Raw genomic sequence first — 13,623 nt, forward strand, 5'->3', positions numbered from 1 at the left:
GTCGTGATAATATGAACGGAAAATTAATTTTTAGTTTTATTGGTGCTTTACTTATGTTAGTTCTTTCCATTGTGGATCTCGTATCCTTTGGACTAACCATCACAACTATTAGTACCATTGCCATCTTTATTCTATTCAGTTACGATCTCTATAAGGTTTGGAAACTTAAAGATCAAAAATCAAAGTAAATTTAAAAGGTGTTTCGCAATTAAGCGAAACACCTTTTTGATTGAGCAAAAATTCTAATCTAAAACAAATTCATATTTTCGCTGCATTCCCATAAACAAAATCTCTTTGTTCACTTTTTTAATGATATATTTTCCCGCATTAGTGGCCTGAACCTGTTTTCCGACTTGATAGGCATCCCCATTTAAAACACTCAGTTTTCCCGTCTCGTAAAACCAGACATAGGTGTAAAAAATCTTAGAGTCGTCATCTGTCGGTTCAACCTTCATTGAGATCGACTTGTTGGCCCTCATCAATAACCACAGGGGGATAAAAATACAAAGTAATCCAAAAACTGTTAACAAAACTGTATAAATTAAATGAGCCATAGGCGAATCTCCTTTTCAACTAGTTGTCTATACTTTTTATTTTTAAGTATATCCGTATAAACTCATTTTAACATATTTTGTATCCGTTTTCGGCTTTTAATTCAACAAATTTCCAAACTAATTTGACGTTTTTAATTCCACCACATCAGTCGTCACATGTTCAATAAACTCGCGGTCATGCTCGATAATCAGCATCGAAGGTTTTACCGAGGTAATCAGCGTTTCTAACTGTTCTTGATTATAGATATCTAAATAATTTAACGGCTCATCCCACAAGTATAATTCTGCTGGGACCGACAATGATTTTGCTAGTTCCACCTTTTTCTGTTGGCCCATACTCATGTGCTCGATTTTGGTGGTAAACACATTACGTTCCAATCCCAGTTTATGCAAATTATTCAAGAATTCTTGATAATCCAAATGGTGCTGTTCGGCAAACTCCTGAAGGGTTCCTTGATTATCTTGATAGGATTGCCGTACAAAACTTATCTGCAAATGCTTTGGTTGCTCAATTTCACCACTAATCTGACCCAAAAAATCACCTAATAGCGCGTGAATTAAAGTTGATTTGCCGGATCCATTTGGACCCACAATGCCGATTCGATTTCCTTTTTTTAGATCAAACGAAATCGGCTTAAATAACGGCTGTTTGGCGTCCTGATAACGAAGTGAAACCCCTTTTAAAGTTAGCAAACGTTCATGATAGCTAGGCCGAAAGTTTATGGTTAACGGGTCAATGTATTCAATATTTTTCAACAACTTTTCTTTTGATTGAATATCATTTTCCATATGCCGTTTCAAGGTCAGCGACCGTTTCATAGTCCGTGCGGCCCGTGCGCCAATCGCACCTTTATTATACACTGCTCCGCTGCCCTTCTTACGGGGATTACCGAGTTTTTCTCCTTCTTTAGATCGTGACCATTCGGCTTTCTCGGCCGCGGTTTGTTTAAGCCGACTGATACTTTTTTTAAGTTTTGTATTTTCCATTTCTTCATGGAGATCTGATAACTTTTTTTGTTCTTCATAGACAGCAAAATTGCCTTGATACATTAAAATATTGGACTTCTCAATCGATAGGGTGTGATCAACCACCTGATTTACAAAATGGCGATCGTGACTAATCACAATGAATCCTTGCTTCTTTTGCTGCAAATAAGCTGCCACTTGATCACGGGCTTTGATATCCAAATGATTCGTCGGCTCATCGATCAGTGGAAAATTAATTCCCTGTGTAAACAAGCTGGCTAAAAGCACTTTAGTTTGTTCACCACCAGATAAACTGGCAAATTCACGCCACAAAATATCTGGGTCGGTTCCCAACAAATTCAACTCGCGTTCCACTTGCCATTGCTCGTCCACACCCAAATCATTTAGCACATAAAACGTCAGCTGCTTAGGATTAGCGATGGGTTGCGGAAAATAATCAAACGTTAAATTAGAACGTATTTTTCCTTGATAGCCTAACTGATTTTGCAACAATTTCAAAAAAGTCGTTTTACCGCGCCCGTTGCGCCCAATTAGCCCTAATTTCCAGTTGCTATCCAGATTCAAGTTAACGTGATCGAACAACAGATTTCCTTGGCTTTCATAGCCAAACGTTAGATTTTTAATTTCAATTTTAGACATACAGGTACCTCATATTTCTAGCTTTTTTCAAGACTAGCTAAAATGAGCATACAAAAAGACCTGCTCATCAAGAAAAAATAGCTGATCCTGAAAAACTGCAGAGCACCCCCTATGACAGGTTTACTCACAGATTCAACAGAATTGGCTTAATTTCTCAACGGCAGATCCCTCACTTTAAAATTTTTCTAAAGTATAGCATGATTCACAAATATGGTCCATGGTTTCAATTTATCTAATCCACATTTAATAAAAAAAGTTCAAAAACTATCTTGACACCCGCTAAAAAGATATCTATACTCATAATTAATTAATAAAGAAAGTTGGCTAGACACATGACAAAGACAAACACACAACTTAATAATCGTTGGCAAAGCCGGTAATTAGGTTGTAGTTTGTCTTATGGCAAGATACGACCTGGATGCATACAGATCGTATCTGTGCCGGCTAATTTTGACGTAGAAAAAAGCCCGCATGGATTATAATATTCATGTGGGTTTTGTTTCGATTTATTAAGAACAATCCTGCAATGGGATTGTTCTTTTTTTCTTTCTCAAAAATTCCAATCCCATGTGCAAAATATAAAGGAGTCGAGGATATGAAACGTTTAATTACATTTATTGCAGCAATATTTATTTTTCTTGGTTTCGCATTTTTTCAAGGAAACGCTAAACAAACCGCTAAGCCTAAAATTCCAACCGTTGGGATTCTGCAACTGATGAACCAACCAGCTTTAACCCAGATTCAAAAGGGAACCATTGCCGGTTTGAAATCTGAAGGATTCATCAAAGGCAAAACGGTCAAAATTGATTATCAAAATGCGCAGGGTAACCAGAGCAACTTGAAATCAATGAGTGAGAAGTTTGAAAACGAGAATGCCGACCTGATGATCGGGATTACAACTCCCTCTTCACAATCCTTAGCTGATGTTACAACCAAAACACCCATCGTTTTAGGTGCGGTAACTGATCCCAAAGGCGCCGGATTAGTGAAGAACGAATCACATCCCGGTGGCAATATCACTGGTGTTTCTGATCAAGCCCCTTTAAAAGAGCAACTGGACTTGATTCGAAAGTTAATGCCAAACATGAAGACATTAGGAATCATCTACACCTCTAGTGATAATTCGGCCGTGACACAATACAAACTTTTCAAAAAGCTTTGTGCCGAAGAAAACTTAACCTTAAAGGCTTACTCAATTTCCAATTCGAATGATTTAAATCAGGTTTCTCAAACAATGTTACAAAATGTGGACGCGGTTTACGTGCCAACTGACAACACGATTGCCGGTGCGATGCAGACACTTGTTAAAAATGCGAACAACGCCAAGATCCCTGTTTTCCCCGCTGTTGACTCCATGGTTAAACAAGGCGGTGTCGCAACCTACAGTGTAAATCAATACAAGCTTGGTGTAATGACTGGGCAAATGGCTGGCAAGATCTTAAAGGGCCAAAAACCCGCTTCGACACCCATTCAGTTTGTCAAACATGGGGAACTGACCATCAATCTTAAGCAAGCCAAGAAACTCGGCATTCACATTCCCGATTCTCTAATTAAAACCGCCGAAACGAAAGGAGAGATATTCAAATGAGCTTAATAACATCAGCAATTGGACAAGGATTTCTCTGGGGTATCTTAGGAATCGGATTGTTTCTAACTTTTCGGATTCTTGATTTCCCTGATATGACCGTTGAAGGCACCTTTCCAATGGGCGCCGCAGTCTGTGTTGCCGCGATTAGTCACGGTATGTCTCCCATTTTAGCAACATTGTTAGCCATTGTCGTGGGTATGATCGCCGGCTTAGTAACTGGTTTACTTTATACCAAAGGTCGCATCCCCATCTTACTAGCTGGTATTTTGGTCATGACCGCATGTTATTCAATTAACTTACGAATCATGGGGACTTCTAATATTTCACTACTCGGCAAACAAAGTTTATTTACGAATCATTTTCTAGAATCACTACCAAAGTACTTCGACAGTGTCACGCTTGGTCTAATCATTGTGATCATCGTCACCGTTATTCTTGGTATGTTTCTCCAAACTGATTTAGGCCAATCATTCATCGCAACTGGCGATAATGAAACGATGGCCAAGTCGCTTGGAATTCACATTGACAGCATGAAGATCATGGGTTTAATGGTATCAAACGGACTCATTGCCTTATCTGGTGCCCTCGTAGCTCAGAGTGATGGTTATGCAGATGTGAACATGGGAATTGGGATCATCGTCATCGGCCTAGCTTCCATTATTATCGGTGAAGTTGTGTTTGGTAATTTATCGATGAATCAACGTTTGATCGCCGTGATTTGTGGCAGTATTTTATACCGCTTCGTTTTATTGATCGTCTTACAGCTCGGCTTCAGTACAAACGATTTGAACCTAATTTCTTCAATCGTATTGGCCATCTGCCTGATGTTGCCAATGCTGCGTAAGGCGCTCCATTTAGACAATTTAATCAAAAACAGCGTAAAGACGCCACTCCCAGATAAGAAGGTGCGTAATCATGACTAATCCAATTTTAGAACTTCAAAATGTCACCACCTATGTCAATCGGCATACTCCTGATGAACAAAAGATTCTGCGGGGAATTAATTTAAAAGTGTACCCTGGCGATTTCATCACGATTCTGGGTTCCAACGGGGCCGGAAAATCCACCCTTTTTAATACCATTGGTGGGAACTTAGCAGTCGATGACGGTCACATTCTGGTCAACGAGAAAGATATCACGCGTCTGTCTGAAGAAAAACGGACCCGCTTCTTAAGTCGGGTTTTCCAAGATCCAAAACTAGGGACTGCCCCCCGGATGACAGTTTCTGAAAACTTGCTGCTTGCTGAAAAACGCGGTGCGCGACGTGGACTGGTGTTCCGCGGATTAAAACGACAAATGCCCCATTTTCGAGAAATCACCGGAACGATGGAAAATGATTTAAGCAATCGTTTAAACACCCCCGCTGGTGAACTGTCTGGCGGGCAACGACAGGCTTTGAGCTTCTTAATGGCTACTATTAAACGGCCAGATATCCTATTATTGGACGAACACACAGCCGCATTGGATCCCAAAACTAGTCAGGAATTATTGCAAGCGACTGACGATCGGATTCGTGAAGATAAGCTGACCTGTTTGATGATCACCCATCACTTAGAAGACGCCTTGAAATATGGCAATCGTTTAATCGTGTTAGATAAAGGTCAAATTAAAATCGATGTGTCTGGTGACGAAAAACAAAAACTGACGATCGATGATTTATACAAATATTTTGAAATTTAAAAATGTTTCTAATTAAAAAGTGGTTGTTCCCGATTAAAGGTGAACAACCACTTTTTTAGTATTCTGTTATAAGAATCTTACATCTTCATACCCATTTTATCGTAAGATTCCATGCCACCCAACCATAAATCTTTGGGATCAACATTGTTTTCCTTGGCAAATGCATTCATCAAGGTATCCATGTCCATTAATTTATAAGTCTTTGGATGTTCTGGATCAAACGACTCAATTTGAGCCATCATGCCACCATCTTCATGTTCAATGATATGACAGTGATACATGTAAACACCAGTATACTCAAATCGCACTTTGATCTGCACATGCTCATCAGGATTAACACTAACCGTATCTTTCCACCCATGTTCATTCGCATAAGGAGCGTGACCATTTCGAGAAACAACTAAAAACTGGGTTCCGTGAATATGGAACGGATGAATCATGCCACCCACCATATCGTTAGTATTGGTGATGTCCCAGACCACCACATCCCCAACTTTTTGCCGAGCATCAATTCGTTGCATCTCAAACTTCTTACCATCAATCGCCACTTCTTCATCCATGCCAGACATTACTACATGGCGAACGTCAGTCCCAGGTGTTACAGGGAGTTCGGGGTCATCAATCAAACGCTCAGATAGTTTGGTATCATCTTTGGCAAAGCTATGAATCCGGAAACGAACTAAAGGCACATCATCGGACATCAAAGCCACTTCATCGCCATCATGATAGCCTTCAAAATTAACGATGAACTCATCTCGTTCAGCACAAGTAATCATGACTTTTTTAAAGTAAACGGGTTTTGGCATAATGCCACCATCAGAAGCCACTTGGGCAAATTCTAGTCCATCATTAAAGTGTAAACGAAATTCTCGGCGATTAGCGCCATCTAACACACGCAAACGCACCCGCTGTGTTGTGACATCGATGTATGGATTAATTGTGCCGTTAATCATGGCAGTTTTTCCTTGAACGCCATCGGGATCGTAATCTGCTTGATAATTCCACTGATTGTCTTCATGGAAATTACGATCTTGGAGCACAATGGGAAAATCATCAACACCGTAGTTTCTAGGTAATGGTAGTTTTGCTTCAACATCATCAGTCACTACAACCGGTGTTGCAAGGCCATGCCAAACCTGTTGTGCGGTCGATGGGCAAGGATGGGCATGTAGCCAAAGTGTTGCCGCTGGTTGATCACATACAAATTCAATGTCACTAGATTCACCCGGATAAACTGGCGCATGACAACCGCCATCAATGTAAGGTCCTGGCACATTAAGACCATGCCAATGAAAAGTCGTTAGTTCATGAAGGTCATTTTTTAACGTGATATGAATTTTTTTGCCGCGCTTAAAAACAATCGTCTTTCCTAATAAGGCACCATTATATCCCCAGGTTTTCGTCTTAGGCCCAGGTAAGAGTTGTGTTTCACCCTCCTCGGCGATCACCGTGTAATACATATCCGTGTCTGTTTCCTTATCAGGTTCTAAAATTGCCGGTACCCGTAATTTTTGTTGCGGTGCCGTCGATTCTTCAAGCGGCACATACCCACCATCATGCGTATTCCATGCTGGTTCATCAAAAAAATAATCATCATAAACTTGCTTTGTCATTATTTTCAAGCCTTCTTTTAGAATTATTTGTTTCTAGAATCATTCTAACTTGTCACTCACTCAATTTCAACCCGTCTCTAATTAAACCACGAAGTTTTTATCGAATGACTAACACCGAAATTGGCGAGTATTTGGCCATGTAAGAAGCCTGGCTACCGAAGTAACGGGCAACCCCAGCTTTGGAAGAAGACCCGATTACCAACAAATCTGGGTCCACATGTGGAATGACATCTTTGACAATTGTTTCTCCGGCGTCTCCTTCAGCTGTGAAGGTTTCCACTTTTTTAATGCCAAAATCTTCTGCAATCTTTCGATACCCTTGCAGGTGTTTTTCCAAATCATCCCGTTTGTTTTGAATATAGTCTTTGTTTAAAGCTTGGTAAATATTGATTTCATCTTCTTCTAAAATCGAAACAATATCGAGCTCAGCCTTGTCTTGTTTAGCCCGGTTCATGGCAAATCGAAACGCTAACTGCGCATCTGGGGAATCATCAACCCCAACTAAAATTTTTGAAAAACGTTTTGGATCTAAGTGGCTTGCACTCATTTTAAATTCCCCCAATAGGTTATAAATTTTATACCCTAATTTTAACATTGAATTCTCTTTTCAACGACTAAGGGGCTTACAATTCTATTAAAAAACTAGAGAATTTTAGAGAACCGCCCCTAAAACTTTCTAGTTTACTTAATTACCGATTGATTGCCTTAATAAATTTTAGAAAACCGGTTTGCCCATCACTGGTCCGTTTAAAGACCCCAGCATCTTCTAACACTCTTAAAAAGACGTGCCCAACTTCTTGATTCAAAATTTCTTGGACATTTGTGTCCGTGATTGTATGCCGTTGTTGCACTTCGTCAGCCCAATTCTTATGGTACTCCTTCATTTGATTAGGTTGCGCTAATAAATAACGTTGAACTTCTTGTAACTCTGTTTTTAAACGTGCCGGCAGAATTGCGCGACCCATTACTTCAATCAGCCCAATATTTTCTTTTTTGATGTGTTGCACATCAGCGTGAGGATGAAAGATTCCATCTGGATACCGCTTGGAAGTTTGATTATCTCGTAAAACTAAATCCATCTCAAATTGATTCGCTCGTTTTCGAACAATCGGCGTAATCGTGTGATGATTGATCCCCTCTGTTTCACACTGAATTTGGCGATCTGGATCACGGTACTTTCGCCATGTATCGAGAATGTGGGTAGCAGCGTTCACTAACTCGCCTTCATCTTCACTCGCAAGGCGAATCACTGACATTGGCCATTTCACAATTCCTGCCTGAACGTCAGGATAGTCACTCAATTTGAAAGATGTTTCAACTTTTGCCATGGCCATCGGAAAATTGTGTTTTCCGCCTTGATAGTGATCATGGCTTAACATCGAGCCTCCCACAATTGGCAAATCAGCATTACTCCCAACAAAATATTCAGGAAACAGTTTGGTGAGCGCCACTAAGTTTTGAAACGTCGATCGATCGATGTGCATTGGTCGATGTGTTTCAGAAATGAAAATACAGTGTTCCGCAAAATACGCATATGGTGAATATTGAAATCCCCATGTTTCACCATCTAGCAACAAACGAACGATCCGATGATTAGCTCGGGCCGGATACCCAACGTGGCCTTCATATCCCTCGTTTTCCATACATAACTGGCATTGTGGGTAACTAGTTGATTGCTGCGTTTGAGCTAGGGCAATTGCGCGCGGATCCTTTTCAGGTTTGGATAGATTGATTGTGATTTCTAGGTTGCCATAATCTGTTGCAACCGGAAATTCAATATTTTTAGCTATCGCCCGAGTTTTAATATAGTCATTATGCTGGCTTAACTGATAAAAGTAAGTTGTGGCCGCTGAAGCACTTTTTTGATAAAGATTCCAAAATTTGGCGTTCACTTGAGACGGTGTGGGAGTCGCAAAATTCATTAAATCAGCGCCTAATATTTCCCGTTCTGTAGGGTTATCTTCAATTTTTTTATTTTGGATAGCCATCTCGATCAAAGCATCGTGAATTTCCAAAAAATTACTGGGATGTTTTTCAAGCTGAGGATCAGTTTCACCCACTAATGCGTAGATCCGATTTACGAGATACTGCCGATCTAACTCTTGGTAGGGTCCTTGCTCCAAAACTTTGGTCACAAAATTTTCAACGATATTTTCCAACTGCCCTTACTCCTTTTGTAATTGTTGGGGGCCATCCGCAATTTCGGCCACATAGAAATCAGGCGCATATCCAATCACGGCTTGGTAATTGCGACCTACACGCTCTTCGAAAGTTTTAACCGCAGGCTTTTGAACCAGGGCAATGGCACAACCACCATAACCGCCACCGATCATGCGGGCCCCTAAAACACCATCTTGTTCCCAAGCAGTATGTACCAAAGTATCCAGCTCCTTACCGGTCACTTCAAAATCATATTGAAGGGATACATGAGAAGCGTTAACTAGCCGACCAAATTTAGCCAGGTCTTTCGTTTGCAGCGCTGTAACGGCCTCACCAACTCGCTGATTTTCAAACACAGCATGACGTGCACGCTTGAGCAGTGGTTCACTTTGAATGAGATAACTGTATTCGTCAAACGTTTCTTTATCTAGCGCTCCCAAGGTGGGGATATCGATACCGGTTTGCAATTGAGCTAGAGCTTCATCACATTCACGCCGGTGTTCATTATACTTAGAATCTGCCAGCTCACGGCGTTTGTTGGTGTTCATAATGATGATGACGTACTCACCTAGTTTAAGTGGTACGTGCTCATATTCAAGCGTATTGGTATCCAACAAAACCGCGTTATCTTTTTTACCCATTTCAACGGCAAACTGGTCCATAATTCCTGAGTTTAGACCAATAAATTCATTTTCGACTTTTACACCAAATTTCACCATGTCAATCGGGGCCACCTGGAGATCAAACTCTGTTTGCAGAATTTTTCCAAACAACATTTCTAGGGATGCTGACGAGGACAAACCCGCACCGTCAGGCAAATTACCTTCTATGTACACATTTAACCCATGCGTAATTTGGTTTCCCGCTTCGATTAAATATCGCAGCATTCCCTTTGGATAATTCGTCCAAACATTTCCAACTTTTTCTTGAATTTCATCCGTTCCCAGCGTTAATACTTGCATCCCTTGATCAGCAAAATTGGCCGAATATAAATGGAATTCATTATCAGACCGGGAGCTTACTGCTGCATAAGTCCCTAAACTAATCGCACATGGAAAAACGCGGCCGCCATTATAATCTGTATGTTCCCCAATTAAATTAATGCGTCCTGGGGCAAAATAATAGGTCTCGGCATTACTGTTAAACGCAGCTTCAAAGCCACCTTCTAAATTTTGAGTAGAAATTCCTGTATTCATAATAAGACTCCTTTGTTTTTAAAGCGCTATCATAATTTGTGAAATAAAAATGCTTCAAAGACGGCTTCTTTTTCTTAATTATCCACCCTTTGAAGCACCATTTGAATTATTCCCAAGTAATTGCTTCGACACCGTTTGGGCGATTCTTTTCAGTAATCAAATAGCTAATTGCCCCGCGAAATGACAGCATCCCCACTAACCCTTTTTCGCTAAATTTAATTGTTGAGCCAGAAGACATATGGGCCAATAAATCTTTCTCAGCATCCTCAAGGCCTTCATAGTCTCGGTAAAATGTGACAACGCGGCCATTTTCATAAGATAATTTGAATTCGAATTGTGTCAATTGATAAACTCCTCTTCTTTTTTAAGGTTATATTCATCATACCATTTTTAAACTACTAATTATTATAAAAACAGGTTGCTGATACTTCATTTAGACGCATCGCAACCTTGTTTTAGCTTAATTTGTTATTAAGATCTGTTCGTATCAGCAAAACATCACAGTTGGCGACCCGCACAACGTAATCTGCAACCGAACCAATCATTGTCCGCTGCATGGCATTCATACCGGTGGCTCCCATCATAATCAAATCACTATGCAATTCTTCTGGAGCCAACTTTGCAATGATTTTTCCAGCATTCCCGGACTCCACAGAAATCGAGACATCATCAAAATCATATTTTTCCTTAATGGTGTCTCTCAACATTTCTACGTATTCTTGCGTTCGGTGATAAGTAATATCTAGATAATCTGTATTTGACCCCATATGACCATAAACATCTAAAAATCGGCTAGTCTGAATTATTGAAACAATGTCTAAATGAGCTTGATTGCGTTTAGCTGTAAACACGGCTTTGGTCACTGCCAATTCAGCATTTTTCGAACCATCAACCGGAACGAGAATTTTTTTATATTGCATCGGGTTACACCTCTCATACTTTTAATCTGTTAGGTTGATTATAGTCAATCTGAGGCTGTAGCGCTACCATTTGAGAAAAAAACACGCAATTTTAAACTGTTTTAAAATCGAATCACATCTACTAATTTAAATTTCCGTTGGTCATACGTAAATTTAAAAATACTACAATTCGAAAATCCACTCTTCAAAACGTCTGTCGGGTCCTGCAGCATTTCCAAGAAGTTCACACAGGCACCAGCATGTGAAACGGCCAAAACATTTTGATGATCCGGCTTATCCATAATGTCAGTTAATGTTTCTAGCATTCGTTTACCAACCGCTTTGGATGATTCGCCCCCAAAAGGGAGGAAAAAAGTTTCATAATCTTTAAGGATTGTTGGATTGAGCTTTTCGCTCTCGCCCTCATAAACACCAAAATTCATTTCCTTCAGCCCTTTTAGCCTTTGATAGGGCATGCGATTCTTCAAGGCAATTTCAATTGTGTCGCAACTGCGCTCTGATGTTGAACTATATGCATGATCAATTGGTAATTTATCCAAGTATTCACCCGCAACTTTAGCCTGTTGAATACCGGTCTTCGTAAGCGGTGAATCACACCAACCTTGAATTTTTCCAAGTGCATTAAAAAGTGTTTCTCCATGTCGCATTAAATACAGTGTTTTCGCCATTGATTACTCATCCTCTTTTAGCATGAAATCGTTTTACTTATCAACTCATAAATTAAGTCAAACAGATATTTACAAATAATTCAAGCACGGATTAATATTTAATAAAAAAGTCTTAAGCACAAGCGCCCTGCAGACCAGCAGGCGTTTGATGTTTAAGGCTTTTTTAGGAGAAACTACTAAGATCTCAGGACATTATTTATCCATCGTATCCGCTAATTCTTTAAACCACTCCGCACTCTTTTTGACATATCGTTTCTGAGTGTCGAAATCAACATAAAATAATCCGTAACGCTTATTGTACCCATTTGCCCAAGAAAACTGATCTTGTAAGGACCAAACGAAGTATCCTTGAACATCAACGCCCTCACTACGAGCTTTCAATAAAGCTGCAACGTGTTGATCAATGTAATCAATTCTTGGTTCATCTTCAATTACTTGATCTTCACTTACAAATTTATCTTTATAGCCCAAACCATTTTCAGTAATATAAATAGTTTTAGAGTTAGGATACTCTTTTGCAACACGTTTCAAGATATCGTACAAACCTTCTGGATAAATATTCCAATCCCAATCAGTAGTTGGAACTCCTGGTTTTTGTACAATCTGTCCCACACCATGGAAACTAAAGGATGAAGAACCCTTATCACCAGTTCCGTTAAATTTATTACCACTTGGGCCGTCGTAAGCCTGAATAAACTGTGATTGATAATAATTCATCCCAAAATAGTCATTTTGAGTAGAAGCTTTTTTCAAGATATCCATATCACCATCTTGAATATCAAGTTTGGCGTTATTTTTATCCAAAATTTCGTTAATCAAGCTCATGGTTTCATCGGAATATTCACCAAGGAAAGTCCCATCGAGTAAAAATCGATTAATAAACGCATCGTATAAAGCAGCGGCATGTTTATTTTCAGGTGTCTCAGTAATTGGATAAATTGGCTGCAAAACGTGAATCAACCCAATTCGACCATCTAAATTCAATGATTTGTACAAATTAACGGCCTTTGCATGTGCTAAAAGTTCATTGTGCTGAGCTTGAATAGCACTTGTCACATCAAAATGATGGTTAGGCGGAAAGTTTCCTGCAATATATTGAGAAAGAGAAAGTGAAATTAATTCATTAATTGTGAACCAGTTTTTTACCTCAGTAAATTCTTTAAAACAGAACTCAGCATACTTCACGAAGTAATCAATATTTTTACGATTTAACCAATCGCCTTGGTCAAAAAGTGTTTTTGGCGAATCAAAATGATGTAATGAAACATATGGTGTAACACCATTCTCGATACAAGTTTTGAATAATTCGTGATAATATTTCACACCCGCTTGGTTAGGTTCACCATACCCATCTGGGAAGATCCGTGTCCAAGCAATGGAAACTCGAATCGCATTTAAACCATACTTATGCGATAATTTTACATCTTCTGGATAACGATGATAAAAGTCACTTGCAGGATCAGGAGAGAACCGACCTTGCGCTTTCAAGTAGTCGTCCCACATAGTCTTGCCTTTCCCATCGACTTTGGTTGCGCCTTCAACTTGATAGGCAGCTGTGGCACCACCCCAAACGAAATTTTTTGGTAAAGATTTTACTCTATTTAACATATTAACCTCC

14 protein-coding genes are annotated in these 13,623 nt (G+C 39.7%); 4 read left to right on the forward strand and 10 right to left on the reverse strand.

Features of this window, described 5'->3' with window-relative positions:
- Window positions 1–11: 11 nt before the first annotated feature.
- A complete protein-coding gene (locus tag ACLHK8_RS05710; RefSeq protein ID WP_156406527.1) occupies window positions 12–188 on the forward strand; it encodes a hypothetical protein in 177 nt (58 codons plus the stop codon).
- A 54-nt stretch (window positions 189–242) separates the two neighbouring features.
- Here ACLHK8_RS05710 and ACLHK8_RS05715 read toward each other — a convergent pair whose 3' ends face one another.
- Both ACLHK8_RS05715 and abc-f read right to left on the reverse strand, forming a co-directional pair.
- Entirely contained in the window at window positions 243–554 is a 312-nt protein-coding gene (locus ACLHK8_RS05715) for a hypothetical protein (protein WP_057774197.1), read from the reverse strand.
- Window positions 555–671: 117 nt separating this feature from the next.
- On the reverse strand, window positions 672–2,180 hold the full coding sequence (gene abc-f, locus ACLHK8_RS05720; protein ID WP_063696589.1) for a ribosomal protection-like ABC-F family protein: 1,509 nt from the start codon (window positions 2,178–2,180) through the stop codon (window positions 672–674).
- Between the two features lie 595 nt (window positions 2,181–2,775).
- On the opposite strand from abc-f, the gene trpX reads away from it, so the two are divergent.
- Genes trpX through ACLHK8_RS05735 form a run of 3 tightly spaced genes read left to right on the forward strand, consistent with a single transcriptional unit; the run spans window position 2,776 to window position 5,448 of the window.
- Window positions 2,776–3,768, forward strand: coding sequence for a tryptophan ABC transporter substrate-binding protein (trpX, locus tag ACLHK8_RS05725; protein ID WP_063696587.1), 993 nt, complete (start codon window positions 2,776–2,778; stop codon window positions 3,766–3,768).
- Window positions 3,765–4,691, forward strand: a complete 927-nt coding sequence (locus ACLHK8_RS05730; protein ID WP_063696585.1) for an ABC transporter permease — start codon at window positions 3,765–3,767, stop codon at window positions 4,689–4,691. The genes trpX and ACLHK8_RS05730 overlap by 4 nt, the downstream gene beginning before the upstream one ends.
- Window positions 4,684–5,448 (forward strand): ABC transporter ATP-binding protein, encoded by a 765-nt coding sequence (locus ACLHK8_RS05735; protein ID WP_057774206.1) that lies wholly within the window; start codon window positions 4,684–4,686, stop codon window positions 5,446–5,448. The genes ACLHK8_RS05730 and ACLHK8_RS05735 overlap by 8 nt, the downstream gene beginning before the upstream one ends.
- 77 nt (window positions 5,449–5,525) lie before the next feature.
- Here the strand turns inward: ACLHK8_RS05735 and ACLHK8_RS05740 are convergent, their stop codons facing one another.
- The 8 genes from ACLHK8_RS05740 to lacG all read right to left on the reverse strand — a co-directional run bounded on the left by ACLHK8_RS05740 (window position 5,526) and on the right by lacG (window position 13,613).
- A complete protein-coding gene (locus ACLHK8_RS05740; protein WP_063696583.1) occupies window positions 5,526–7,061 on the reverse strand; it encodes a multicopper oxidase family protein in 1,536 nt (511 codons plus the stop codon).
- Between the two features lie 97 nt (window positions 7,062–7,158).
- The gene (locus ACLHK8_RS05745) at window positions 7,159–7,608 is read right to left on the reverse strand and encodes a universal stress protein (protein ID WP_063696609.1); all 450 of its coding nucleotides are present in this window, start codon (window positions 7,606–7,608) and stop codon (window positions 7,159–7,161) included.
- A gap of 142 nt (window positions 7,609–7,750) precedes the next feature.
- Entirely contained in the window at window positions 7,751–9,220 is a 1,470-nt protein-coding gene (locus tag ACLHK8_RS05750; RefSeq protein ID WP_434520225.1) for a UDP-glucose--hexose-1-phosphate uridylyltransferase, read from the reverse strand.
- Between the two features lie 6 nt (window positions 9,221–9,226).
- Window positions 9,227–10,417 carry a galactokinase gene (locus ACLHK8_RS05755; RefSeq protein WP_057774214.1) on the reverse strand — a complete coding sequence of 397 codons (1,191 nt, stop codon included), beginning with the start codon at window positions 10,415–10,417 and terminating at the stop codon, window positions 9,227–9,229.
- Between the two features lie 106 nt (window positions 10,418–10,523).
- Window positions 10,524–10,760: a hypothetical protein gene (locus ACLHK8_RS05760; RefSeq protein WP_057774216.1), complete on the reverse strand. Its 237-nt coding sequence runs from the start codon at window positions 10,758–10,760 to the stop codon at window positions 10,524–10,526.
- A 112-nt stretch (window positions 10,761–10,872) separates the two neighbouring features.
- Window positions 10,873–11,337 carry a universal stress protein gene (locus ACLHK8_RS05765; RefSeq protein WP_057774218.1) on the reverse strand — a complete coding sequence of 155 codons (465 nt, stop codon included), beginning with the start codon at window positions 11,335–11,337 and terminating at the stop codon, window positions 10,873–10,875.
- A gap of 101 nt (window positions 11,338–11,438) precedes the next feature.
- Entirely contained in the window at window positions 11,439–12,005 is a 567-nt protein-coding gene (locus ACLHK8_RS05770; protein WP_057774220.1) for a histidine phosphatase family protein, read from the reverse strand.
- Window positions 12,006–12,197: 192 nt separating this feature from the next.
- Window positions 12,198–13,613, reverse strand: a complete 1,416-nt coding sequence (gene lacG, locus ACLHK8_RS05775; protein ID WP_063696577.1) for a 6-phospho-beta-galactosidase — start codon at window positions 13,611–13,613, stop codon at window positions 12,198–12,200.
- Window positions 13,614–13,623: the final 10 nt, after the last annotated feature.

Source organism: Pediococcus sp. M21F004 (assembly GCF_051122535.1).
In the GTDB taxonomy this organism is placed as follows: domain Bacteria; phylum Bacillota; class Bacilli; order Lactobacillales; family Lactobacillaceae; genus Pediococcus; species Pediococcus inopinatus.

Excerpts from the sequence above, each read along its gene's own strand:
- ACLHK8_RS05755 (WP_057774214.1), bottom strand. The coding sequence starts at position 10,417 with ATGAATACAGGAATTTCTACTCAAAATTTAGAAGGTGGCTTTGAAGCT.
- ACLHK8_RS05715 (WP_057774197.1), bottom strand. The coding sequence starts at position 554 with ATGGCTCATTTAATTTATACAGTTTTGTTAACAGTTTTTGGATTACTT.
- lacG (WP_063696577.1), bottom strand. The coding sequence starts at position 13,613 with ATGTTAAATAGAGTAAAATCTTTACCAAAAAATTTCGTTTGGGGTGGT.
- abc-f (WP_063696589.1), bottom strand. The coding sequence starts at position 2,180 with ATGTCTAAAATTGAAATTAAAAATCTAACGTTTGGCTATGAAAGCCAA.
- trpX (WP_063696587.1), top strand. The coding sequence starts at position 2,776 with ATGAAACGTTTAATTACATTTATTGCAGCAATATTTATTTTTCTTGGT.
- ACLHK8_RS05735 (WP_057774206.1), top strand. The coding sequence starts at position 4,684 with ATGACTAATCCAATTTTAGAACTTCAAAATGTCACCACCTATGTCAAT.
- ACLHK8_RS05740 (WP_063696583.1), bottom strand. The coding sequence starts at position 7,061 with ATGACAAAGCAAGTTTATGATGATTATTTTTTTGATGAACCAGCATGG.
- ACLHK8_RS05710 (WP_156406527.1), top strand. The coding sequence starts at position 12 with ATGAACGGAAAATTAATTTTTAGTTTTATTGGTGCTTTACTTATGTTA.
- ACLHK8_RS05765 (WP_057774218.1), bottom strand. The coding sequence starts at position 11,337 with ATGCAATATAAAAAAATTCTCGTTCCGGTTGATGGTTCGAAAAATGCT.
- ACLHK8_RS05730 (WP_063696585.1), top strand. The coding sequence starts at position 3,765 with ATGAGCTTAATAACATCAGCAATTGGACAAGGATTTCTCTGGGGTATC.
- ACLHK8_RS05745 (WP_063696609.1), bottom strand. The coding sequence starts at position 7,608 with ATGAGTGCAAGCCACTTAGATCCAAAACGTTTTTCAAAAATTTTAGTT.
- ACLHK8_RS05770 (WP_057774220.1), bottom strand. The coding sequence starts at position 12,005 with ATGGCGAAAACACTGTATTTAATGCGACATGGAGAAACACTTTTTAAT.